This is a genomic window from Microbacterium algeriense, from assembly GCF_008868005.1.
Lineage (GTDB): Bacteria > Actinomycetota > Actinomycetes > Actinomycetales > Microbacteriaceae > Microbacterium > Microbacterium algeriense.
The window spans coordinates 982927-1006683 of record NZ_WAAO01000002.1; the positions used below are offsets into that span (position 1 = coordinate 982927).

Genomic DNA, 23757 nt, shown 5'->3' on the forward strand with positions numbered 1-23757 from the left:
GGAGCGCATGAACAAGTCACTCTCACGAAGCATCGGATTCTGGCTGCTCCTCGTCGTGTCGCTCATCGCGACCGCGATCGGCGGATGGCTCATCGCCGGCCAGATCGGCACGATGACGACGACGCTGCTGGACGGCACCGCCACGGGTATCGAGGTGTACGTCGGACAGTCGCTGGTGGTCGTGGGCGCCGGCGTGCTGGCCGCGGGCATCGTGGGGATCCTGTTGACGCTCGCTCTCGTCGCGGCTCGCTCGCTCGTCCCCGTCGCCGCACCCGCTGTCGTCGAGCCCATCGACTGGAGCGCGCAGACCCCCGACGCCCCGGCATCCGCTTCCGCCCCGGTCGAGGTCAAGGAAGCGCCTGCGGCCGCTGAGGCATTCGCGACGACCGACGAGACGACGCCCGACACGACGTCCGAGACCGCCGCTCCCACGGCGCCGTCGAACGGCACGGACGACGGCGAGACCACTCCCCCGATCACTCGCTGATCACGGAGCACGAGAAGCGAAGCGGCGCCGAGGAATCGGCGCCGCTTCGTCGTCTCAGAAGGGCAGCAGCGGGTCGACCGCGACGGCCACGAAGATCAGTGTGAGGTACGTGATCGACGCGTGGAACACGCGCATAGGACGCGGCTCCGTGCCGTGGACCGCGCGGTTGTAGAGCCGGTGCGACTCGTAGATGAACCAACCGCCGAAGACGGCGGCGGACACCGTGTAGACCAGCCCCATGCCCGCGATCGGGACGAGAAGCAGCGAGCAGGCGACCGTGGCCCACGCGTAGAGGATGACCTGGAGACCCACCTGCGAGGCGTTGCGGGTGACGCCGAGCATCGGGACGTCGACGTCCTCGTAGTCGTCCTTGTACTTCATGGACAGCGGCCAGTAGTGCGGCGGCGTCCACAGGAACACGAGCAGGAAGAGGATGAAGGCCGGCCAGTCGAGCGAGCCGGTGACGGCGGACCAGCCGATCAGCACGGGGAAGCAGCCGGCGATCCCGCCCCAGATGATGTTCTGCTCGGTGCGGCGCTTCAGGATCATCGTGTAGATCACGACGTAGAAGAAGATGGCCGAGGCGGAAAGCGTCGCCGTCAGCCAGTTGGTGGTCGCCAGCAGCCAGACCGTCGAGACGATCGCGAGCGTCCAGGAGAAGATCAGCGCGCCGCGCGGACTCACCTCACCCGTCACCAGCGGCCGGTTCTCGGTGCGGTGCATGTGGGCGTCGATGTCGCGATCGAGGTACATGTTGAACGCCGCAGCGGAACCGGCGCTCAACGAGCCGCCGATCACCGTCGCCAGCACCAGCCACAGGTTCGGCAGACCGCCCTGGGCCAGGAACATCACCGGCACCGTCGACACGAGCAGCAGCTCGAGGACACGCGGCTTGGTGAGCGTCACGTAGGCCTTCACCGTGCGACCGATGGACGACTTCCTCACGGTCTGATCAGACATCGTCGAGATCTCGATCGCCTCCTCCGCACGTGTGACCGGACAACCTCTCCAGTGTATGACACCGGATGACGTCATCCGGCTCGCGGGCCCGCGTAGCGCAACACCGGTCACCGCTATGCTGAAAACACTCGCGCGCCCGGCGATGTGCACACCTCACCGTGATGCTGCGGACCTGCCAGGGAATACGGGCGCCCTCGAAACTGTCGGAAAGGGCATGAACGTGTCGGAATTGCAGTGGGATGAGATTGATCGACGCGCGGTGGACACCGCCCGAGTCCTGGCGGCCGATGCCGTGGAGAAGGTCGGAAACGGTCACCCCGGCACGGCGATGAGCCTCGCCCCTGCCGCATACCTCCTGTACCAGCGGGTGCTGCGCCACGACCCGACCGACACCGACTGGCTGGGTCGCGACCGGTTCATCCTCTCGGTCGGCCACTCGTCGCTGACGCAGTACGTGCAGCTCTACCTCGGCGGCTTCGGGCTCGAGCTCGACGACCTCAAGGCCCTGCGCACCTGGGGTTCCAAGACGCCGGGGCACCCGGAGTACGGCCACACCAAGGGCGTCGAGATCACCACCGGACCTCTCGGTCAGGGACTCGCCTCCGCCGTGGGCTTCGCCTACGCGGGCCGGTACGAGCGCGGCCTGTTCGACCCCGAGGCGGCTCCCGGCACGAGCCCGTTCGATCACTTCGTCTACGTCATCGCCGGAGACGGCGACCTGCAGGAGGGCGTGACCAGCGAGGCCTCCTCTCTGGCCGGCCACCAGCAGCTCGGCAACCTCATCGCGATCTACGACTCGAACCAGATCTCCATCGAGGACGACACGAACGTCGCCTTCACCGAGGACGTCGCGAAGCGCTACGAGGCGTACGGCTGGCAGGTCCAGGTCGTGGACTGGAAGAAGACCGGCGAGTACGTCGAAGACGTCGCCGAACTGCATGCGGCGATCGAGGCAGCCAAGGGCGAGACCGACAAGCCCTCGCTCATCATCCTCCGGACGATCATCGGCTGGCCGTCGCCCGGCAAGCAGAACTCCGGCAAGATCCACGGTTCCGCCCTGGGCGCCGACGAGCTCGCCGCGACGAAGAAGGTCCTGGGCTTCGACCCGGAGCAGACCTTCACGGTGGCGGACGACGTGATCGCCCACACCCGCGGCCTCGCCGACCGCGCCGCCGAGACGCGTGCCGAGTGGCAGACGTCGTTCGACGCCTGGGCTGCGGCGAACCCCGAGAAGAAGGCGCTGCTCGACCGGCTCGAGGCGCAGGAGCTCCCCTCCGACATCACGAGCGCGCTGCCCGTGTTCGAAGCCGGCAAGGAGGTCTCGACCCGCGCCGCATCCGGGCAGGTCATCAACGCCCTCGCCGCCGAGCTCCCCGAGCTGTGGGGCGGATCCGCGGACCTCGCCGAATCGAACCTCACCACGATCAAGGACGCGCCGTCGTTCATCCCGGCGGAGTGGTCCACCCATGAGTGGTCGGGCAACCCCTACGGCCGGGTGCTGCACTTCGGCATCCGCGAGCACGCGATGGGCGCGATCGTGAACGGCATCGTGCTGCACGGCCCGACGCGGGCGTTCGGCGGCACGTTCCTCATCTTCAGCGACTACATGCGGCCCGCCGTGCGACTCGCTGCGCTGATGAACGTGCCGAGCATCTTCGTCTGGACGCACGACTCCGTCGCCCTCGGCGAGGACGGCCCGACGCACCAGCCCATCGAGCAGCTCGCCACTCTTCGCGCGATCCCGAACTTCACGCTCGTCCGCCCCGCAGATGCGAACGAGACCTCCGCGGTCTGGCTCGAGATCCTGCGTCGCCACGAGGGTCCGGCCGGCATCGCGCTGACCCGCCAGAACATCCCGGTGTTCGAGCGCGGCGAGGGCGCGGCCTCCGGCGACACCTTCGCATCGGCGGACAACGCGGCCAAGGGCGCGTACGTGCTCGCCGAGGCCCCGAACGGCGCACCCGACGTCATCATCGTGGCGACGGGCTCCGAGGTGCAGCTCGCGGTGAATGCCCGCGAGGCCCTCGCGACGGAGGGCGTGAACGTCCGCGTCGTCTCCGCCCCGTCGCTGGAGTGGTTCGCCGAGCAGGACGACGAGTACCGCGAGAGCGTGCTCCCGGCGTCCGTCACCGCCCGTGTGTCCGTCGAGGCGGGCTCGGTGCTCACCTGGCGCGGCATCGTGGGCGACCGCGGCCGCTCGGTCGGCATCGACCACTTCGGCGCCTCCGCCGACTACAAGACCCTGTTCCAGAAGTTCGGCATCACCACCGAGGCCGTCATCGCGGCCGCCCGCGAGACCATCAAGGAGAACGCATGAGCACCCCCACCGCACAGCTCGCCGCCGCCGGCGTCAGCATCTGGCTCGACGACCTCTCGCGCACCCGCATCTCCTCGGGCAACCTCGCGGAGCTGATCTCGTCGCGCAACGTGGTGGGCGTCACCACGAACCCGACGATCTTCGCGAACGCCATCACGGACAAGAACAACACCTCGTACGACGCGCAGGTCTCCGAGCTCGCCGCGTCCGGCGCGTCGGCCGAGGACGCCGTCTTCGCAGCGACGACGCAGGACGTGCGCGCCGCTCTCGACGTGTTCCGCCCCGTCTGGGAGGAGTCCGGTCACGTCGACGGCCGCGTCTCGATCGAGGTCTCCCCCGACCTCGCGCACGACACCGCCGGCACCGTCGCGCAGGCCAAGGAGCTGTGGAGCACGATCGACCGCCCCAACCTCCTCGTCAAGATCCCGGCCACCAAGGCGGGCCTGCCGGCGATCACGGAGGCCATCGCGAACGGCATCAGCGTGAACGTCACCCTGATCTTCAGCCTGGAGCGCTACGCCGATGTGATCGACGCCTACCTGACCGGCCTGGAGCGCGCGCACAGCGGCGACTTCGACCTGTCCAGCATCCACTCGGTCGCCTCTTTCTTCGTCTCCCGCGTCGACACCGAGACCGACAAGCGGCTGTCGGCCATCGGCACCCCGGAGGCGGACGCACTCAAGAGCAAGGCCGGCCTCGCCAACGCGCGTCTGGCGTACGAGCTCTTCGAGCAGAAGTTCGCGGAGAAGCGCGCGCAGGACCTCATCGCCCTCGGCGCGAACCTCCAGCGTCCGCTGTGGGCCTCGACGGGTGTCAAGGACCCGGCGCTTCCCGACACCCTGTACGTGACCGAGCTGGTCGCGCAGGGCGTTGTCAACACGATGCCGGAGAAGACGCTCGAGGCGACCTTCGACCACGGCGTGGTCACCGGCGACACGATCACGGGCGGCTACGACGAGGCGCGCGAGGTCTTCGCCGGTCTCACGAAGCTCGGCATCGACTTCGACGACGTCACCCAGGTGCTCGAGGAAGAGGGCGTCGCCAAGTTCATCGACTCGTGGCACGACCTGCTCGCGCAGGTCGCCGAGGCTCTGGAGGCCCAGCGATGACGTTCGCCATCCACGCCTCCGGTGCCGCGCGCGCGGCCATCGACGAGACCGTCCCCGCGCTGGTCCACGATCTCGTGGCCTCGCGCATCACCAGCGGCGACGCGACTCTGTGGGGGCCGGCAGCGGAGTCCGAAGCGGCTGTGCGCCTCGGCTGGGTCGAGGCCGTCTCGGTCTCGCGACCCCTCGTCGACGAGATCGTCGCCCTGCGCGCCGACCTCAACGCCAAGGGCGTCACCCGGGTCGTGCTCGCCGGCATGGGCGGCTCGTCCCTCGCTCCCGAGGTGATCGCGCAGACCGCGGGCGTCCCGCTGACCATCCTCGATTCGACGGCCCCCGGTCAGGTGCTGGCGGCTCTCGACGAGGGTCTCGACGACACCGTCCTCGTCGTCTCGTCGAAGTCGGGCTCCACCGTGGAGACGGATTCGCAGCGACGCACGTTCGAGGCCGCGTTCCGCGACCTCGGCATCGACCCCACCGAGCGCATCGTCGTGGTCACCGACCCTGGGTCTCCCCTGGATGCGTCGGCGCGTGAGGCGGGATACCGCGTCTTCAACGCCGACCCGAACGTGGGCGGACGCTACTCGGCGCTCACGGCCTTCGGACTGGTCCCCTCGGGGCTCGCCGGCGTCGACATCGATGAGCTGCTGAACGAGGCCGAGGCCTCGCTGCTCGAGGTCGCGGTCGACTCCGCCGAGAACCCCGCTCTGCGACTGGGAGCGGCGATCGCGGCGACCAACCCGCGTCGTGACAAGCTCGGGCTCATCACCGACGGCACCCACATCAACGGTCTGCCGGACTGGATCGAGCAGCTCATCGCGGAGTCCACCGGCAAAGACGGCACCGGCATCCTCCCGGTCGTCCTGCTGCCCGTCTCCCCCGAACTCGATCCGGTACCCGCCGACCTCCAGGTGGTGCGCCTCGTCGACGACGCGAACGAGTTCCACCTGCACGAGCGGCACGAGGGCGAGATCCTCGTCAGCGGCACGCTCGGCGCCCAGTTCATCGTGTGGGAGTACGCCACGGCGATCGCCGGGCACCTGCTCCGGATCAACCCCTTCGACCAGCCCGACGTCGAGTCGGCGAAGGTCGCCGCCCGCGGTCTGCTCGACGCCCGCCCGGAGCCCACCGCCCCGGCCTTCGTCGAGAACGGCGTCGAGGTGCGCGTCTCGGACCCGGCTCTCGCCGCGTCGGGCACCGTGGAGGGCGTGCTCGACGCGCTCTGGGCGCAGCTTCCCGCCGACGGCTACGTGTCGATCCAGGCGTACGTGAACCGCCTCGAGGTCCCGCAGCTCCAGGGCCTGCGCGAGCTCGTCGCCGCGGACTCCGGACGTCCGACCACATTCGGCTGGGGACCGCGTTTCCTGCACTCCACGGGCCAGTACCACAAGGGCGGGCCGGCGCAGGGCGTGTTCCTGCAGATCCTCGAGCGCACCGACGTCGACCTCGAGATCCCCGACCGTCCCTTCACCTTCGGGCAGCTCATCCAGGCCCAGGCCGCCGGTGACGCCGCCGTGCTCGCGGAGCACGGTCGTCCCGTCGTCTCGCTGACGATCACCGAGTCCTCGGACGACGTGCTCGCCCTCTTCGAAGCCGCACAGAAGTAACAGCAGGAGAACCCCCCACCGATGTCTGTTCCCATCTCGCGCGGGCACAACCCGCTGCGCGACCCCGATGACCGCCGTCTCAACAGGATCGCCGGGCCCAGCGCCCTGGTGATCTTCGGCGTCACCGGGGACCTGTCGCGCAAGAAGCTGATGCCCGCGGTCTACGACCTCGCCAACCGAGGACTGCTGCCGCCGGGATTCGCCCTTGTCGGGTTCGCCCGACGCGACTGGGAGGACCAGGACTTCGCGGAGGTCGTCTACGACGCGGTCAAGCAGCACGCGCGCACGCCGTTCCGCGAGGAGACCTGGACCCAGCTGCTGCAGGGCATCCGGTTCGTCTCGGGCGAGTTCGACAATCCGGAGTCCTTCCAGAAGCTGCGCGACACGATCGAGAAGCTCGACGTCGAACGCGGCACGATGGGCAACCACGCGTTCTACCTGTCGATCCCGCCGAAGGACTTCCCTCTGGTCGCCAAGCAGCTGAAGGACTCCGGTCTCGTCGGCGAGGACAGCGACGACGACGAGCGGTGGCGGCGCGTCGTGATCGAGAAGCCGTTCGGGCACGACCTCGAATCGGCTCGCGCGCTGAACGCCGCGCTCGAGGTGGCCTTCCCCGCCGATTCGATCTTCCGCATCGACCACTACCTCGGCAAGGAGACGGTCCAGAACATCCTGGCTCTGCGGTTCGCCAACGAGTTGTACGAGCCGATCTGGAACCGCAACTACGTCGACCACGTGCAGATCACGATGGCCGAGGACATCGGCGTGGGGGGCCGTGCCGGATACTACGACGGCATCGGCGCCGCGCGCGACGTCATCCAGAACCACCTGCTGCAGCTGCTCGCGCTCACCGCGATGGAGGAGCCGATCAGCCTGTCCGCCGAGCACCTGCGTGCCGAGAAGGAGAAGGTCCTCGCCGCGGTCCACGTTCCGGACGACCTGTCGGTCGCGACGGCCCGCGGGCAGTACGCGGGCGGCTGGCAAGGCGGGGAGAAGGTCACCGGCTTCCTCGACGAGGAGGGCATGAACCCCGAGTCGACGACCGAGACCTACGCCGCCATCAAGCTCGAGATCGACACGCGCCGCTGGGCGGACGTGCCGTTCTACCTGCGCACCGGGAAGCGCCTGGGACGGCGCGTGACGGAGATCGCGGTCGTGTTCAAGCGCGCCCCGCAGCATCTGTTCGGACGCGGCAACGCCTCCGAGCTCGGTCAGAACGCCCTGGTGATCCGCGTGCAGCCGGATGAGGGCGTCACCATCCGCTTCGGCTCCAAGGTGCCGGGCAGCGGCACGAACGTCCGCGACGTGACGATGGACTTCGGCTACGGCCACGCCTTCACCGAGGCCAGCCCCGAAGCCTACGAGCGTCTCATCCTGGATGTGCTCCTGGGCGACCCGCCGCTGTTCCCGCGGCACGAGGAGGTCGAGCTCTCCTGGAAGATCCTCGACCCCGTGGAGAAGTACTGGGCTGCCGTCGGCGGCCCCGTCGAGCAGTACGCGCCGGGGTCGTGGGGTCCGGCTTCCGCCGACGACCTGCTGGCCCGCGACGGACGAGTCTGGAGACGCCCGTGATCATCGACCTTCCCGACACGACCGTCAGCCAGGTCGCCAAGCAGCTCGTCAAGGTGCGCGAGGAGGGCGGCGCCGTCGCCCTCGGCCGCGTCCTCACCCTCGTGATCTCCGCGCGCAACGGCGTGGCCGAGGCCGCGATCGACGCCGCGAACGACGCCTCCCGCGAGCACCCCATGCGGGTCATCGTGCTCACCACCGGTGACGGCGAATCGCGCCTAGACGCGCAGATCCGCGTCGGAGGCGACGCCGGAGCGAGCGAGGTCGTGGTCCTCCGCGCCTACGGCGATGCCGCGAGCAACGCGGAGAGCCTGATCACCGGTCTGCTGCTTCCCGATGCTCCCGTCGTGGCGTGGTGGCCGGAGGAGGCGCCGACCTCGCCGGCGACGTCGCCGCTCGGCCGTATCGCGCAGCGCCGCATCACCGACGCCGCGACCTCGCCCGACGTCCGCGATCGTCTCGCCCTGCTCGGCAGAACGCACGCGCCCGGCGACACCGATCTCGCCTGGACGCGACTGACCCACTGGCGCGAGCAGCTCGCCGCCGTGCTCGACCAGCCGCCGTACGAGACGATCACGGGTGTCGAGGTACGCGGCGCATCCGCGTCCCCGTCGACCGCCCTGCTCGCCGCCTGGCTGCAGATGGCGCTCGATGTCCCGGTGCGCTGGTCGTACGAGGACCCGGAGCACTGGCAGGAGGGCATCAAGTCGGTCCGGCTGACCCGACCCTCCGGCGACATCCAGCTCGAGCGGCCGTCTCCCGGCGTCGCGATCCTGACGCAGCCCAATCAGCCGAAGCACGATCTCCACCTCCCCCGTCGCACGCTCCGCGAGTGCCTCGCGGAGGAGCTGCGACGCCTCGATCCCGACGTCCTGTACGGTCGAGTGATCACCGAGGGCTGGGAGAAGCTGGGTCCGCCCGAGACAGGAGAGTGACGTCGATGCCGGTATCGTCCGCAGAGAAGCGGGTCGTGGTGGAAGCCACTCCCACCGTCCTCGCCGCCCGGGTGGCCGATCGCTTCCTGACGCGCGTGCGCGCCCGCACCCGCAACGGTCGGCTTGCGCACATCGCGCTGACCGGAGGTTCGATGGGCGGCGCCGTGCTGGCGGCGACCGCCGAGGATCCGCGCAGCGCTGAGATCGACTGGTCGCTCGTGCACTTCTGGTGGGGCGACGAGCGCTTCGTGCCGCGGGACGACCCCGACCGGAACTCGCTGCAGTCACGCCACGCGCTGCTGGATCGCATTCCGGTGCCCGCGGAGAACGTGCATGAGGTCTCCGGACCGGAGACCGGCCTGACCCTCGACGAGTCGGCGTCGGCCTATGCCGCCGAGCTCGCACGTTTCAGCACCGCGGAGCACCCCTGGCCGTCGTTCGCGGTCTGCTTCCTCGGGGTGGGTCCGGACGGCCACATCGCCTCGCTCTTCCCGGACCGTGACGAGGTCACCGTGACGGATGCGGCAGTCCTCGCCGTGCGGGACTCTCCCAAGCCTCCCCCGGAGCGTGTGACGCTCACCCGTCCGGTGCTGAACTCCTCGAAGCGGGTATGGCTCGTGCTCACCGGCGCCGACAAGGCCTCCGCGCTCGGGCTGGCTCTCGCCGGCGCGAGCTACTCCAGCGTTCCCGCCGCGGGGGCCAAGGGACGCAAGCGCACGGTGTTCTTCGTGGACGAGGCCGCCGCGTCCGAGGTCTCCCCCGATCTCATCGACCAGGCCTACTGACCGCTCGACGCCTCGTCGACTCCGTGGCCGTGGCCGCCTACGAGGCGTCCGGGCGCGTAGGGCCGTCCGCGTCGCGACGCGGAGCGTCCGGGGTCTGCGGCGGAGCGTCGGTGCGCTGCGGAGAAGCGGTCGCCTCTTCCCCCGGCGCCGCCTCCGCTGAAGGCGTGCTACCGCGCACGATGCCGAGCTCCTGGCTGTCGCTGAGCACCTGCGGGTGGTAGCGGGCGAGTCCGACGACGCCCCACACCGCGATCGCGCCGGCGACGGCGAAGATGACGAGCACCCACCACGGGGCTGCGGCCGCTTCCCCCAGCACCACCATGCCGATCAGCACGGCCACGAGCGGATCGACGACCGTGAGTCCGGCGATGACGAGGTCGGGCGGGCCCGAACTGTAGGCGGTCTGCACGAAGTACGCGCCGACGGCGGCGGCCGAGACCAGCGCGAGCACGCAGATCGCGGTGATCCACTCGAACTGACCGGCCTCGATCCGCTTGATCACGACCTTCGCGAGCGTCGCGACGAAGCCGTAGAGCACGCCGGCGCCGATCACGTAGAAGAGTGCGCGCATGCGGTGCCGCAGGATCAGCCAGCACGCACCGAGGACGATGATGACCACGAGCAGCAGGGCGAGGATCACGAAGAGCTCGCGGTCGGTCACCTCCTGCTCCGTGGCGTAGATCGCGGCGAAGAAGACGAAGAGGAAGATGCCGCCGACACAGCACACGATCGCGGTCAGCGACTGCCTGGTCGGCGAATGTCCGGAGATGCGGGCGTTCAACAGCGTGGTGATGACGAGCGCGATGGCACCCAGTGGCTGCACGACGATCAGGGGCGCCTGCACGAGGGCGGCCAGCTGGCAGATGACGGCGAGACCCAGCATGAGGGTGCCGACGAGCCAGGAGGGCCGTGTGAGCAGCCGCTTGATCTGGTTCAGGGTCAGACCGGAGGCGCCGTCCGCGCCGCTGAGACGCTCGACCTTCTCCACGCCGCGGTGCTGATACTGCGCCCCGAGGGACATGAACACCGCACCGGCGAGGGCGAGCGGGATGCCCAGCAGCAGGCCCGGATTCTGGAAGGCGCCGACGAGCTGATCGCCGACATCCTCCACCGCGTTCATCCACACCCCAGCAGTCACAGTACGACCCTACCCGCCGACCGGCGCCGACTAGGGTTGTGACGTGGCTGTACTTCCGATTCGCATCATGGGCGACCCCGTCCTGCACTCCCCCGCCTCCCCCGTCGACGAGATCACCGACGAGATCCGCACGCTCGTCGCGGACATGTTCGAGACGATGGACACCGCGCCCGGCGTCGGCCTCGCCGCCCCTCAGGTGGGCGTCCCGCTGCGCATCTACACGTACGCCTACGTCGATGACGACGATCAGCCCTGGCGCGGCGTCCTCATCAATCCGGAGCTCTGGATGGTTCCGCTCGAGCCGGGAGAGCCCGACCCCGACCTCGAGTCCGAGGGGTGCCTGTCGTTCCCCGGTGAGCGGTTCCCTCTGCGCCGCTCCGAGCGCGTCCGCGTGACCGCGACCGATCTGGAGGGCCGACCCGTCTCGATCGACGTCGACGGGTGGCGCGCACGCATCATGCAGCACGAGTTCGATCACCTCGACGGCATCCTCTACGTCGATCGCCTCTCCGACGGCGACTGGAAGACCGTGCAGAAGATCGCCCGCAAGCGCGGATGGGGGCGCCCCGGCGCCAGCTGGATGCCCGGCGTCGACGATCTCGAGGGCTGAGCGCGCACGCGCACTCCCAGCTGGAGCAAAGCCTTCTTCAAGTTGCGTCATAGACTCCGGGCCGGATAGCGTGTCCCGCGGCGGGGGCTTTTCGCATGCCCTCAGATCACACACCCTGGAGGGAAAAACATGACGACGATGCGCACGCGACGTGCTCTGATGCTCGCTGGATCCGCCGTCGCGCTCACGGTCGCGCTCACCGGCTGCAGCGCGATCAACGGCATCCTGGGCAACGGCGATGCCGATCGCGATGAGGAGACCGGCCAGGTCACCGAGAGCTCCAACGTCGGCGTGTTCGCCGTCAAGCTCGGCGACTGCATGATGGACACGGGAACCGGCGTTCTCACCGACGCCAACATCCTCCCGTGCGACGAGCCGCACGACCAGGAGGTGTACTACGAGATCACGATGGACGACGGCGACTACGCCGAGGACAACATCAACGCCGCCTCCGAGGAGTGCATCGGAGACGCCTACACCTCGTTCGTGGGCGTCGCCTATCAGGACTCCGCGCTCGACGTGACGACTCTGACGCCCACCAAGGAATCGTGGGAGCAGGCCAACGACCGCGTCATCCAGTGCATCATCTTCGACCCCGCTGGTCAGACCGAGGGTTCGCTGGCCGGCGCCGGGCGCTGATCCGCTGCTTTCCGACGAAGGGCCCCGCCGACCGGCGGGGCCCTTCGTGGTCTGCGGGCTCCAGCGGTGTCAGCCGTCAATCGCCCGCAGGGCGAGCCAGGCGGCGACCCGATCATCCGGATCGGCGAGCGAGAGTCCCGTCAGATCCTCGATCCGGCGGATGCGCGCCGTGAGAGTCTGGCGATGGATGCGCAGTCGTGCCGCGCTCTCCCCCCATGCCCCGTTGGCGGACAGGAAGACACGGAGCGTCTGGATGAGCTCGTCGGGGCGATCCGCCGCGCGCAGGGGGTCGAGCAGACGCGCGATGCGCTGAGTCTGATCTCGATTGAGCTGTCCGAGGACGAAGGCGACGGTGGGGATCGCCTCGTATCGGACGACCCGCTCGCCCCCGGTGCGCGCGGCTTCGCAGGCGTGCCGCGCCTCGTCGACCGACCGCTCGAGGGCGTCGATGTCCGCAGGCCTCCCGAGCCCGAGATACAGCGTCGAGGCATAGGTGCGGGCCCGGTGCGCGATCTGCTGCGCGTGATCCTCGCGCACCGCACCGAGGATCAGCCCCCGCTGCGAGGTGAACACGTGCTCGGCCCCCAGCTCGTCGAGCCAGAGCGCCAGAAGGTGCTCCACGTCCACCCCGCTCGTGCGCGATGCCAGGGCGAAACCCACCAGCGTGCGCTCGTGCACGCCCCAGCGTCGGAGCAGACGTGCGGCGTCCTCCCCGCCCTGCAGCACCGTCTCGAACATCATCGATCTCCCGAGGCGCTCCAGATGGCTGCTGTCGCGCGTCCGCATCAGGAGGTCCAACAGGGCGGCCGTCTGCGAGCTCAGCTCCCGGCCGCGGCCGGAGTTGTCGTTGCGGGGCGCGGTGACCAGCTGCGCGGTGATGTCCTCCCCCGGCCCCACCGGGTGCACCTGCAGGGCGCGATGACGCACGCGCACCGGTCTCCCGACGGCGACGGCGATCGCATCGTCGATGTGCAGGCTCCCCGCGCCGGCGGTGGTGATCACCTCGCCGTGTCGATCGAGCAGCACGGCCCAGCCGTCGATGCGGTGCGCGAGCTCGGCGATGACCCCCGTGATGCCGCTGCGCCGGGCGGCGAGCGTGAGAACACGCATCGCCGAGGTGATCGCCCTCGCCTCAGCAGCCTGATCCACCGCGAGAAGGGAGGTCAGGGTCGGCGCCAGGAGCTCCTGCGTCGTCGCAGCCCCCACCGTCGCCGTGATCTCCGCCCCGAGCAGGACTTCGCGGACGGCGGGACCATCGGCATCCGTGACCACGACGGCATCGCGCAGGAGCGCGAGCCGATCGGGATCGTCGCCGAGGGCACGGAGCTGCTCGTCGTCAGCCACCACGAGGGTCGCGAAGAGGCGATCGGTCGGAGCGCCGAAGGACCCCATGTCGACGACCGCGTTCACCGCTCGAGCGTCCGGGACCGCGCCGGGGAGAAGCTCGCCGTGCAGGTATCGAGCCACGGAGGCGACATCACGAGCCATCCCTCGATCATACAATTCGTCCAATCCGGTGCCGCTGCTTCACCGTTTTGTCGGATGCCGTGGGTTCTCCGTCTCTCCTAGCATCGTGCGCATCCCCTCTCCACCCGAAGGATGTCATGAAAGCTGTTGTCTTCCGCGATCCGCAGTCGCCCATCGAGTTCGTCGACGTCGACCTCGCTCCGCCCCGCGCCGGAGAGGTGCGCGTGCGGATCGCCGCCGCGGGCGTGTGCCACTCGGACCTGCACGTCAAGCGCGGGGAATGGGATGCCGCGGCTCCCCTGGTCATGGGCCACGAGGGCTCCGGCGTCGTCACCGAGTTGGGCGAAGGGGTCACGACCCTGGCCGTGGGCGACCACGTGGTGCTGAGCTGGGTTCCCCCGTGCGGAGAGTGCCGCTACTGCCGCGCCGGGCACGAGGCGCGGTGCCAGAAGGTGGCGACGGTGGTCGCTCCGCTCGGCGTGCTCTTCGACGGCACCTCGCGCCTGAGCCGCGACGGCGAGCAGCTCCATCATTACCTCGGCGTCTCGTCCTTCGCCGAGGAGGTCGTGGTCCCCGCCTCCGGAGCGGTCAAGGTCCGAGACGACGCGCCGCTCGACGTCATCGCCGTCGTCGGCTGCGCCGTGGCCACCGGTGTCGGCGCCGTGCTGAACACCGCCGCCGTCGAGCCGGGTTCCACCGTCGCGGTGATCGGCTGCGGCGGCGTGGGCCTCAACGTCGTCCAGGGAGCACGCCTCGCCGGCGCCGAGCGCATCGTCGCGATCGACGTGCGCCCCGAGAAGACCCAGATGGCCCTGCAGTTCGGGGCGACCGATCGCATCGACGCGTCGCAGGGCGACGCCGTGGCGCAGCTGCGCGAACTCATCCCCGACGGTGTGGACTACGCGTTCGACGCGATCGGGCGCACGACCACCACCGAGCAGTCCATCCAGATGCTGGGACTGGGCGGCGCGGCCGTCATCGTCGGACTCCCGCCGACGGGAGCGCGCGCGTCGTTCGAGCCGCTCGTGCTCGCCGAGGCCGACCAGCGCATCCTCGGCTCGAACTACGGCTCGGTGCGGCCCTCGATCGATGTGCCGGCCCTCGTGGACCGCTACATGGACGGTCAGCTGAAGATCGACCCGCTCATCTCGGGGCGCCGTCCGCTGTCCGAGGCCGCCGCGGCCCTCGACGACCTCGAGGCCGGGTCCGCCCTCCGCACCCTCCTCATCCCCTGACCGCCTCCCGCTGTCACCACCCCCTGAAACCCGAATCCAGGAGAACCATGTCAGACACCGTCGTCGCCCCGCCTGGCGCCCCTCAGGATGCCGGTCTGCGCACCGGCGTCATGAGCGGTCCCGAGCTCGCCGCCCAGGCCATCGCCAACATCGCCCCCAGCGCCGTCATCGCCTTCACAGCAGCGGCCATCTTCCTCGGCGCCGGCAACGGCACCATCTACGCCTTCGCCCTCGCCACGATCGTGATCCTGTGCGTCGGCTACTGCGTCGTCGTCTTCGCCCGCAAGCACGCGTCAGCGGGTTCGCTCTACACCTACGTGTCCAAGGGCCTCGGACCGTTCGGCGCCTTCCTCGCCGGCGTGACGCTGCTGATCGGCTGCTTCGGCATCGCGGCGGCCTCGCTCAGCGGTTCCGTCAGCTACATGGCGCAGTTCCTGAGCATGCTCGGTCTTCCGGCGCAGGGCCTGGGCTGGGACATCGGCCTGGCCATCGTGCTCGGCGGGCTCGCCACCCTGTTCACCATCCGGGGCATCCGGCTCTCGGCGCGGGTGTCCCTCGTGCTCGAGCTCCTCTCGGTCGGCATCATCCTCATCCTGCTGATCGCCGCACTCGCATGGGCAGGTCCCGCCGCCTGGGATCCCGCGCAGGTCCTCGCAACCGGATCCTCCTTCCAGGGCATCGCGTCCGGGATGGTCCTCGGCATCCTGGGCTTCGTCGGCTTCTCCTCGGCCGACGCGCTCGGGCGTGAGGCGAAAGAGCCGTACAAGGCGATCCCCCGCGCGATCATGTGGAGTGCCCTCGGCGTCGGCGTGCTGTACGTGTTCGCGGCCTACACGCAGATCGCGGTGCTCGGCGACGACCTCGCGACGTCGGCGAGCCCGCTGGAGAGCATGTCGGCTCTGATCGGGATGCCCGGCTGGTTCGCGGCCGTGCTCACGTTCGGCGTCTCGGCGTCGTTCTTCGCGGTCGTGGTCGCCCCGCTCAACGTGATCGGACGCATCGTCTACGTGATGGGCAAGGAGGGCGTCGTCGCGGAGCGGTTCGGCCGGACGCACGAGCAGCACCTGACTCCGCACCGCGTGCTGATCATCGCGGGTGCAGCGGCCGTCGCGGTCGACATCGTGCTCCTGCTCTCGGGCGCGGCCACCGGAGACATCCTGGTCTGGGTCAACACCTGGGGAACCTACGGATACATGGTCGCCTACGCCCTCGTCGCGATCGCCTGTGTGGTGTACACGCAGCGGGCGAAGATGCGGAACGGTCTCGTGAAGGTCTGCGCGACGGTCGCCGTCGTGACGATGGCGTACGTCTTCTTCGCGAACGTGTGGCCGGTTCCGGCCTTCCCGTACAACGTGATCCCCTACGTGTTCCTGGTGACCGTCGCCCTGGCCCTCACCCGGTACGCCTACCTCGCCCGCCGTCGTCCCGACGTGATCGCCCGCATCGGCAACACCGAGACGAGCGCGATGGAGGGCGTCGGCTGACCTTCGCCGACTGCACGACTTCACGCCGAGTGCACGGGTTCCCCGCGTGGGGGCCCGTGCACTCGCGGAGATCGCACGCGCACGAGAAAAGCCCCCTCCGTGGAGGGGGCTTTTCCGTTGGCTCCCCGGCTTGGACTCGAACCAAGAACCTGCCGGTTAACAGCCGGCTGCTCTGCCAATTGAGCTACCGAGGAATGTGCTCCGCTGAGCGGGCAACTCGACAAGCTTAGCAAACTCCGCGCGGTGTTCGTGACACCGGGGGCCGCTTCCCGGATGCCGGGCGTGTCGTGCTCAGCGCCGCGAATCCGACTCGGCGTTCGGCACCCAGAGCAGGTCCTTGCCCACCCCGCGGGCGACCACATGGCCTCCGCGGAGCATGAGCGTCTCGGCGTTCAGCTCGCGGATGAAATCGGCATCGTTGGTCACGAGGAGCGCCGCCATCGACTGCTCCTTCCGCCGCCGGGTGATCGCGTCGAAGACGACCGGCCGTACCTCGAGGTCCAGGTTCGCGAGCACCTCGTCGGCGATGAGTACCTTCGGCTCCAGCACGAACGAGCGCGCGATCGCGACACGCTGGCGCATGCCGGCGCTGAGCTCGTACGGGAACTTCGATGCCGTGCCGAGCGGGAGGTGCAGCTCGTCCAGCAGGGTCGCCACGCGGATCGAGAGGGCCTTCGTGTTGACCCGGCGCTCGCGGATGAGGATCGGCTCCGCGATCACCTCGTTCACGGTGAGCCGCGGGGGCAGATCGGCACCGGCGCCCTGCGGCACGAAGCCGGTGCGGTACGTCAGGATCCGGTGTTTGCGGCCCGGTCGCCGCACATCGACGCCGCACACCTGCGCGCGGCCGCCGACGACCTTCACCGACGGATCCGTGGACCCCGCCAATGCCGCCACGAGGGTCGACTTCCCGGATCCGGTGGGGCCGGCCACGCAGATCAGCCCACCGGGCGCGAGCGAGAAGGTGACGCCGTCGACGGCCCGCGTCGGCATCCCGTGCCCGATCCGGTCGATGACCAGATCCGAACAGTCGATCGCGTTCGAGGACTCTGGCTTGCGGGACATACGTCCATCCTGCCTTCTGCGCGCCCCGGGACGAGGTTACGACTCGGCCAGCCGCTGACGCTCGGCGTCGATGTCGCGCAGCCGCACGCGCAGGGCCCGCCCTCCGTCGGAGTCGGCCGGCACGCGCTGCACCGCCCCGAGGAGCTCCTGCTTCTCGTGCTCGAGCTGACGCAGGATGAGGCGGCGGGCGAGGTCGGTCACGGTGGCGACGGCACGCTCCTCGTCACGGGCGGGGAACGGCGTCATCAGCAGCTCCCCGCCGAGGGAGCGGTAGGGCTCGCGCACGCTGTTCACGGCGTCCGTGACCCACCCGGCCCTGGTGCGGTCCGGAGCGGCGGCCACGGCCTCGCGCACCGCATCCAGGCCCGGTGTGCGGAACGGCGAGGCCAGCGCGCGGTTCAGGAGCGCCTGGTCGACCTGGTGACCGTACTGCAGCGCCCCCATCAGCGCGTCGCGCTCGACCGCGACGTCGGGGCTGCGGGGCAGGCTCGCCAGCGTCACCGGGGCGACGAGAGCCGCGCCGGTGGCGGGGTCCACACGTGGTTCCTCCCGCCGGGACTGCTGCGGGGCGCCCCCGCCGCGTGCGGCACGCTCGACCTCGCTGCGGACCTCGGTCGGATCCATGCCGAGCCGACGGGCAAGGACGCGCTCGTAGCCGGGGCGCAGCAGCTGGTCGCGGATCTCGGCGACGATCGGCGCTGCGGCCCGGAGCGCGCCGACCCGCCCTTCGACGGTCGAGAGGTCGAAGCCGCCGAGCTTGCGGTCGATCGCGAACTCGAACATCGGCTGCTTGGTGTCCATGAGCCCGCGGACGGCGGCGTCTCCGCGTTGCAGACGCAGGTCGCACGGGTCGAGGCCGTCGGGAGCCACGGCGACGAAGGTCTGCGCGTTGAAGCGATCGTCCTCGGTGAAGGCGCGCAGCGCGGCCTTCTGCCCCGCCTCATCGCCGTCGAACGTGAAGACGACCTCGCCCGAGGCGTTGTCGTCGCCCATCACGCGGCGCAGCACCTTGATGTGCTCGGTGCCGAACGCGGTGCCGCAGGTCGCGATCGCCGTGGTCAGACCGGCGAGGTGGCAGGCCATCACGTCGGTGTACCCCTCCACCACGACCACGCGCCGCGGGTCTCCTCGCGCGATGTCGCGTTTGGCGAGGTCGAGTCCGTAGAGCACCTGCGCCTTCTTGTAGATCGGCGTCTCCGGGGTGTTGAGGTACTTCGGCCCCTGGTCGTCGTCGAAGAGCTTGCGCGCTCCGAAGCCGATGGTCTGGCCGGAGACGTCGCGGATCGGCCACACGAGCCGACCGCGGAAGCGGTCGTACACACCGCGCTGTCCGGTCGAGACGAGTCCGGCGGTGCTCAGCTCCTCGCGGGTGAAGCCCTGCGCTGTGAGCGCCTTGAGCATGCCGTCCCAGCCGCGCGGAGCGAATCCGACCCCGAAGTGGGCGGCCGCTCCCGCGTCGAAGCCGCGCTCCCCGAGGAAGCGACGCCCCGCTTCGGCCTCCGGCGACAGCAGCTGTGCGCGGAAGAACTCGGCCGCGGCGGTGTTCGCCGCGTACAGGCGGCTGCGTCCGCTCGTCTCGGGGGCGGCTCCCCCGTCCTCGTAGTGCAGCGTGTAGCCGATGCGGCCGGCGAGACGCTCGACCGCCTCGGTGAAGCTGACGTGGTCCATCTCCCGCAGGAACGAGTACACGTCACCGGACTCACCGCATCCGAAGCAGTGGTAGTAGCCCACCTGCTGACGGACGTGGAAGCTCGGGCTCTTCTCGTCATGGAACGGGCACAGCCCCTTGAGGGATCCCACACCCGCGGGCTTGAGAGCGACGCGCTCCCCGATGATGTCCGCGATATTGGTCCGCGCCTTGACCTCGTCGACATCGGCCTGCCGGATCCGGGGCATCAGCGGGCACCTTCGGCGACGGGCCGCCTCTCCGCGTGGGCGCGGGCACCGGGCCGAGCATGCCGGGGGGTCCAGATCCCGACCTCGGCCGGATCGATCTCGCCCACGAGTCGGTTGTGCCAGTCGATCGCGCTCTGATCGGTCAGGCTCGCGATCTGATCGACCACGACGCGCGCCCGCTCGGCGTCGTCCTGGGCCGCGACGAAGTCGGCTGCGAACGCCGGTTCGAGCACATCCGATCCTGCCGACCACAGGGCATCGGTCGACCAGAGCGCATCCGCGAGGCGCTTGAGCACCCGCCGCTGCTCCTTGTAGACGCCCTTGCGTGCCTCGATCGTGACGATGGCCTGCCCCATGATGCCCTTGAGCACCGCGATCTCGACCTCGACGACCCGCGGAACGATGACATGGGCGTTGTAGCGGACCAGAGCGCTCGTCCCGTACGCCTCGCGGGTGGCCGACACCGCAGCACGGGCGAAGCGGCCGATGAGGTCGCTCGTGAGATTCTTCAGTCGAGCGAGGTCCTGACGGGAGCGGTCGAACGACGCGAGCCACATCTGCTGCGACGCGAGGCGGTACAGCGCGTCCGCGAGCTCGTCGCGGGTGAAGTCGTAGCCGACCCACTGCTGGATGCGACCGAGCAGCGCATCGTGCGCGAGCGGATCGGCGAGCTGGGCCACGTCGACGTAGCCGTTCACGATCGCATCCTCGAAGTCGTGCACGGAGTAGGCGATGTCGTCGGAGAGGTCCATGATCTCGGCCTCGATGCAGCGCAGACGCCCTGGCGCGCCCTCACGCATCCATCGGAACACGTCCTCGTCCTCGGGATAGACGCCGAACTTGAGGCGGCCACCCGGGTCGGGCACGGGGCTGTCGACCGTCCACGGGTACTTGCACGTCGCGTCCAGGCTCGCGCGGGTCAGGTTGAGACCGACCGAGCGGTCGTCGTCGTCCAGCACTTTGGCTTCGAGCCGCGTGAGGATGCGGAGAGATTGGGCGTTGCCCTCGAACCCGCCGATGTGCTCGGCCCACTCGTTGAGGGCCCGCTCGCCGTTGTGGCCGAACGGAGGGTGGCCGAGGTCGTGGCTGAGGCAGGCGGTGTCGACGACATCGGCGGACACGCCGAGGGCGACGGCGAGCTCTCGACCGACCTGCGCGACCTCGAGCGAGTGCGTCAGGCGGTTCCTCGCGAAGTCGGCGGTGCTGGCCGGGCTCAGGACCTGCGTCTTCGCGGCGAGGCGTCGCAGTGCCGCCGAGTGCAGGACCCTGGCGCGGTCGCGGGCGAAGTCGTCGCGCTCGGAACGATGGGTCTCCGCGAAGAAGCGCTCCGCGTCGCGCGCGTCGTAGCCGTCCGCGCGCAGACGGGCCTGAGGGTCAACCGCCACTGTTCTCGATCTCCGCTCCACGCATCATCTCGGAAGCCGACGAGGCGAGTTCACGCGACTCCAGCCACTTCTCCGGAAGGGCCGTCTTCTTCGGGTGGCCGGCGCGACCGCGCTGCCCCTCGGCGTCGGCACCGGGGTACGGGGCCGAGCGGTCGAGGCGCCCGAGCAGATCGTCGATCTCGGCCAGGCTCGACGCAGTGGCGAGACCCGTGCGGATGTCGCCTCCGACCGGGTAGCCCTTGAAGTACCACGACACGTGCTTGCGGATGTCGCGACACCCGCGGTCCTCATCTTCGAAGAACTCGACCAGGAGCTCGGCGTGGCGACGGAACGCGTCGGCGACGAAGCCGAGGGTCGCGTCGACGGTCTTGCCCTCGCCGCCGAAGGCGAGCGCGAGCTGACCGAACAGCCAGGGACGCCCGAGGCATCCGCGGCCGACCACGACGCCGTCGCAGTCGGTCTGCTCCATCATCCGCACAGCGTCCTCTGCCGACCAGATGTCGCCGTTGCCCAGCACGGGGATGCTGGTGACCGCCTGCTTCAGCTCGCCGATCGCGTCCCAGTCCGCGTGACCGGAGTAGAACTCACCCGCCGTCCTGGCGTGCAGGGCGACCGCTGCCGCACCGGCGTCCTCCGCCGCGCGGCCCGCGTCGAGGAAGGTCAGGTGGTCGCGGTCGATGCCCTTGCGCATCTTGACCGTGAGCGGGATGTCGCCGGCGGCCTTGACCGCCTGGTCGACGATGTCGGCGAACAGCTTCGACTTCCAGGGAAGCGCTGCGCCCCCGCCCTTGCGGGTCACCTTGGGCACGGGGCACCCGAAGTTCAGGTCGATGTGGTCGGCGTGGTCTTCCGCGACGATGATGCGCACGGCCTCGGCGATCGTCTTCGGGTCCACGCCGTAGAGCTGGATCGAGCGCGGGGTCTCGGACTCGTGGTGCCGGATGAGCCGCATCGTCGTCTCGTTGCGCTCGACCAGCGCACGCGAGGTGATCATCTCGCTGACGTACAGCCCGGCACCGTACTCGCGGCAGAGACGCCGGAATGCGGTGTTGGTGATGCCGGCCATGGGCGCGAGGACGACCGGCACGTCGAGGTCGATCGGTCCGATGCGAAGCGGGCGGGTGGGAGCGGTGGCGAGAGTCATGTCGCTTCCATTCTCCCAGACCCGGAGCCGGGAGGCATGCTGCGACCTAAGCTGTGCATATGACCGATTCCACGCTCCGTTCGATCCCCTTCACCGACGCTCAGGGCCAGGAGAAGACCCTCGAGGATCTCGGTGCCGATGTCGTGCTGGTCGTGAACGTCGCTTCGAAGTGCGGACTCACGCCGCAGTACGAGCAGCTCGAGGAGCTGCAGCGGATGTACGGCGACCGCGGCTTCACGGTCGTCGGGTTCCCGTGCAACCAGTTCTTCGGCCAGGAGCCGGGCTCCGTCGACGAGATCCTCGAGTTCTGCTCCACGACGTACGGCGTCTCGTTCCCGGTGAACGACAAGGTCAAGGTCAACGGGAAGAACGCCGCTGAGCTGTACAAGGCGCTGAAGGAGACACCGGATGCGGCGGGCAAGGCCGGTCGTGTGGAGTGGAACTTCGAGAAGTTCCTGATCCTGCCCGACGGCGACGTGCTGCGCTTCCGTCCGAAGCAGAAGCCGGACGCCCCCGAGATCGTCAGCGCGATCGAGGCGGCGCTGACCCGCTAGGTCCCCGCCCGTTCACCTCCGCGTCATCCTCGCCCTCCGCTGATCGCCCGGCGGACCGGGATCTCGTTCACCTGCCGGTCGCTCCCCCGTCATCGCGCGCCCCTAGTCTCGCCGCGGCGAACATCGCCCGAAGACGAAGGAGACCACGCATGCCCGACCGACTGCCGATCAGCCGCCGCACCGTCCTGACCGCGGGAGCCCTGGGCGCTCTCGGCACCGCTCTTCCCCTCGGCGCCGCCTCCGCCTCCGCGGATGTCCCGGCGTCGCCCTCGGCCGCCGGTGCCGCGCGCGGCCTGCGGTTCCGAGCCGACGGCACCTTCAAGGTGGTGCAGTTCAACGACACGCAGGATGACGAGCTCACCGACCGCCGCACCGTGGAGCTGATGGAGAAGGTGCTCGACCAGGAGACGCCGGACTTCGTGGTCATCAACGGCGATGTGATCACGGGCGGCTGCGAGACCCGCCTGGCCGTGAAGCAGGCGATCAACAACGTCGTCATGCCGATGGAGTCCCGCCGCATCCCGTGGGCGGTCACGTACGGAAACCACGATGAGGACTCGCTGCCGCAGTCGGGCGTGGACGAGGCGGGGATGCTGAAGATCTACCGCTCATACGAGTACAACGTGAACGCCGAGAACACCCGCGGCGTGACGGGCACGAGCAACACGATCGTCACGATCGGGTCGTCGGCGAAGAAGAACCGCGAGGCGTTCGCGCTGTGGCTGATGGATTCCGGTCGCTACGCGCCTGACGCGATCGCCGGCCAGGACTTCTCGGGCTACCCTGCCTGGGATTGGCTGCGGATGGACCAGGTCGCCTGGTACCGCGAGCAGTCGCAGCGTCTGGAGCAGCGCCGCGGCCGCAAGGTCCCGGGCTTGATGTTCCTGCACATCGCACTGTGGGAGCACCGCTTCATGTGGTGGGGCGGCGTGGACACGCGCACTGAGGCCGACGCGGCGCGCGGCCGCGCCCGTCACGGGATCGTCGGAGAGCGCAACGAGGACGAATGCCCCGGCCCTTTCAACTCGGGGATGTTCAACGCGATCCTCGAGCGCGGCGATGTGAAGGGCGTGTTCGTCGGACACGACCACATCAACGACTACGTCGGCGACTACTACGGCGTCCAGCTCGGCTACGCCCCCGGCACCGGCTTCGGCGCGTACGGCCTCGCCGGTGCGGAGCGCAACCGCATGCGCGGCGGCCGCGTCTTCGAGCTGACGGAAGCCGGCGACGAGGTGGCGATGGCGACGCGCGTGGTCTATGCGCGCGACCTGGAGATCGATCTGACCGCGAACGACCAGCCCATGGAGCCGCTGCCGCTCGGCCCGCGACAGCAGCGGGTCTGACCGGATGCACAAAGACGGCGGGAACCCG

At 69.5% G+C, this 23757-nt stretch carries 20 protein-coding genes and 1 tRNA gene; 13 read left to right on the forward strand and 8 right to left on the reverse strand.

Features of this window, described 5'->3' with window-relative positions; all coding sequences use genetic code 11:
* The first annotated feature begins 7 nt into the window (after positions 1 to 7).
* A complete protein-coding gene (locus tag F6A08_RS12345; RefSeq protein WP_124895649.1) occupies positions 8 to 487 on the forward strand; it encodes a hypothetical protein in 480 nt (159 codons plus the stop codon).
* 54 nt (positions 488 to 541) lie between these two features.
* Here the strand turns inward: F6A08_RS12345 and F6A08_RS12350 are convergent, their stop codons facing one another.
* Positions 542 to 1462: a heme o synthase gene (locus tag F6A08_RS12350; protein ID WP_404810440.1), complete on the reverse strand. Its 921-nt coding sequence runs from the start codon at positions 1460 to 1462 to the stop codon at positions 542 to 544.
* 205 nt (positions 1463 to 1667) lie between these two features.
* Between F6A08_RS12350 and tkt the strand changes: the two genes are divergently transcribed.
* From tkt to pgl, 6 genes are read left to right on the forward strand one after another with little or no spacing between them, the layout of a single operon-like run.
* Complete coding sequence (gene tkt, locus F6A08_RS12355) at positions 1668 to 3764, forward strand: transketolase (RefSeq protein WP_151459750.1); 2097 nt, start codon at positions 1668 to 1670, stop codon at positions 3762 to 3764.
* The gene (gene tal / locus F6A08_RS12360) at positions 3761 to 4873 is read left to right on the forward strand and encodes a transaldolase (protein ID WP_151459571.1); all 1113 of its coding nucleotides are present in this window, start codon (positions 3761 to 3763) and stop codon (positions 4871 to 4873) included. The genes tkt and tal overlap by 4 nt, the downstream gene beginning before the upstream one ends.
* A complete protein-coding gene (locus tag F6A08_RS12365) occupies positions 4870 to 6477 on the forward strand; it encodes a glucose-6-phosphate isomerase (RefSeq protein ID WP_151459572.1) in 1608 nt (535 codons plus the stop codon). The genes tal and F6A08_RS12365 overlap by 4 nt, the downstream gene beginning before the upstream one ends.
* Before the next feature lie 21 nt (positions 6478 to 6498).
* The gene (gene zwf / locus F6A08_RS12370; RefSeq protein ID WP_017202291.1) at positions 6499 to 8049 is read left to right on the forward strand and encodes a glucose-6-phosphate dehydrogenase; all 1551 of its coding nucleotides are present in this window, start codon (positions 6499 to 6501) and stop codon (positions 8047 to 8049) included.
* Positions 8046 to 8981, forward strand: a complete 936-nt coding sequence (locus tag F6A08_RS12375; protein ID WP_151459573.1) for a glucose-6-phosphate dehydrogenase assembly protein OpcA — start codon at positions 8046 to 8048, stop codon at positions 8979 to 8981. Before zwf ends, F6A08_RS12375 begins: the two co-directional genes overlap by 4 nt.
* A gap of 5 nt (positions 8982 to 8986) precedes the next feature.
* Complete coding sequence (pgl, locus tag F6A08_RS12380; protein ID WP_192576758.1) at positions 8987 to 9766, forward strand: 6-phosphogluconolactonase; 780 nt, start codon at positions 8987 to 8989, stop codon at positions 9764 to 9766.
* 37 nt (positions 9767 to 9803) lie between these two features.
* Here the strand turns inward: pgl and F6A08_RS12385 are convergent, their stop codons facing one another.
* Positions 9804 to 10886: a DMT family transporter gene (locus F6A08_RS12385; RefSeq protein WP_151459751.1), complete on the reverse strand. Its 1083-nt coding sequence runs from the start codon at positions 10884 to 10886 to the stop codon at positions 9804 to 9806.
* A 61-nt stretch (positions 10887 to 10947) separates the two neighbouring features.
* Between F6A08_RS12385 and def the strand changes: the two genes are divergently transcribed.
* A complete protein-coding gene (def, locus tag F6A08_RS12390) occupies positions 10948 to 11514 on the forward strand; it encodes a peptide deformylase (protein WP_124895653.1) in 567 nt (188 codons plus the stop codon).
* Positions 11515 to 11643: 129 nt separating this feature from the next.
* On the forward strand, positions 11644 to 12153 hold the full coding sequence (locus F6A08_RS12395) for a hypothetical protein (RefSeq protein ID WP_017202296.1): 510 nt from the start codon (positions 11644 to 11646) through the stop codon (positions 12151 to 12153).
* Between the two features lie 69 nt (positions 12154 to 12222).
* Here F6A08_RS12395 and F6A08_RS12400 read toward each other — a convergent pair whose 3' ends face one another.
* On the reverse strand, positions 12223 to 13641 hold the full coding sequence (locus F6A08_RS12400) for a PucR family transcriptional regulator (protein WP_151459574.1): 1419 nt from the start codon (positions 13639 to 13641) through the stop codon (positions 12223 to 12225).
* A 116-nt stretch (positions 13642 to 13757) separates the two neighbouring features.
* Between F6A08_RS12400 and F6A08_RS12405 the strand changes: the two genes are divergently transcribed.
* Together F6A08_RS12405 and F6A08_RS12410 are read left to right on the forward strand one after the other, a co-directional pair.
* Positions 13758 to 14855 carry an alcohol dehydrogenase catalytic domain-containing protein gene (locus F6A08_RS12405; protein WP_017202298.1) on the forward strand — a complete coding sequence of 366 codons (1098 nt, stop codon included), beginning with the start codon at positions 13758 to 13760 and terminating at the stop codon, positions 14853 to 14855.
* A 47-nt stretch (positions 14856 to 14902) separates the two neighbouring features.
* The gene (locus F6A08_RS12410; protein ID WP_124895655.1) at positions 14903 to 16339 is read left to right on the forward strand and encodes an APC family permease; all 1437 of its coding nucleotides are present in this window, start codon (positions 14903 to 14905) and stop codon (positions 16337 to 16339) included.
* Positions 16340 to 16457: 118 nt separating this feature from the next.
* Here F6A08_RS12410 and F6A08_RS12415 read toward each other — a convergent pair.
* From F6A08_RS12415 to dusB, 5 genes are all read right to left on the reverse strand, one after another.
* A tRNA-Asn gene (locus F6A08_RS12415) sits at positions 16458 to 16533 on the reverse strand.
* Between the two features lie 97 nt (positions 16534 to 16630).
* Positions 16631 to 17404 carry an ATP-binding cassette domain-containing protein gene (locus F6A08_RS12420; RefSeq protein ID WP_124895656.1) on the reverse strand — a complete coding sequence of 258 codons (774 nt, stop codon included), beginning with the start codon at positions 17402 to 17404 and terminating at the stop codon, positions 16631 to 16633.
* Positions 17405 to 17440: 36 nt separating this feature from the next.
* Positions 17441 to 19300 (reverse strand): DNA primase, encoded by a 1860-nt coding sequence (gene dnaG, locus F6A08_RS12425; RefSeq protein ID WP_017202301.1) that lies wholly within the window; start codon positions 19298 to 19300, stop codon positions 17441 to 17443.
* Positions 19300 to 20685, reverse strand: a complete 1386-nt coding sequence (locus F6A08_RS12430) for a deoxyguanosinetriphosphate triphosphohydrolase (RefSeq protein ID WP_017202302.1) — start codon at positions 20683 to 20685, stop codon at positions 19300 to 19302. The genes dnaG and F6A08_RS12430 overlap by 1 nt, the downstream gene beginning before the upstream one ends.
* Positions 20675 to 21829, reverse strand: coding sequence for a tRNA dihydrouridine synthase DusB (gene dusB, locus F6A08_RS12435; RefSeq protein WP_017202303.1), 1155 nt, complete (start codon positions 21827 to 21829; stop codon positions 20675 to 20677). The genes F6A08_RS12430 and dusB overlap by 11 nt, the downstream gene beginning before the upstream one ends.
* Positions 21830 to 21888: 59 nt before the next feature.
* On the opposite strand from dusB, the gene F6A08_RS12440 reads away from it, so the two are divergent.
* Together F6A08_RS12440 and F6A08_RS12445 are read left to right on the forward strand one after the other, a co-directional pair.
* The gene (locus F6A08_RS12440) at positions 21889 to 22383 is read left to right on the forward strand and encodes a glutathione peroxidase (RefSeq protein WP_017202304.1); all 495 of its coding nucleotides are present in this window, start codon (positions 21889 to 21891) and stop codon (positions 22381 to 22383) included.
* A 149-nt stretch (positions 22384 to 22532) separates the two neighbouring features.
* Complete coding sequence (locus tag F6A08_RS12445) at positions 22533 to 23729, forward strand: metallophosphoesterase family protein (protein WP_192576759.1); 1197 nt, start codon at positions 22533 to 22535, stop codon at positions 23727 to 23729.
* Positions 23730 to 23757 lie beyond the last annotated feature (28 nt).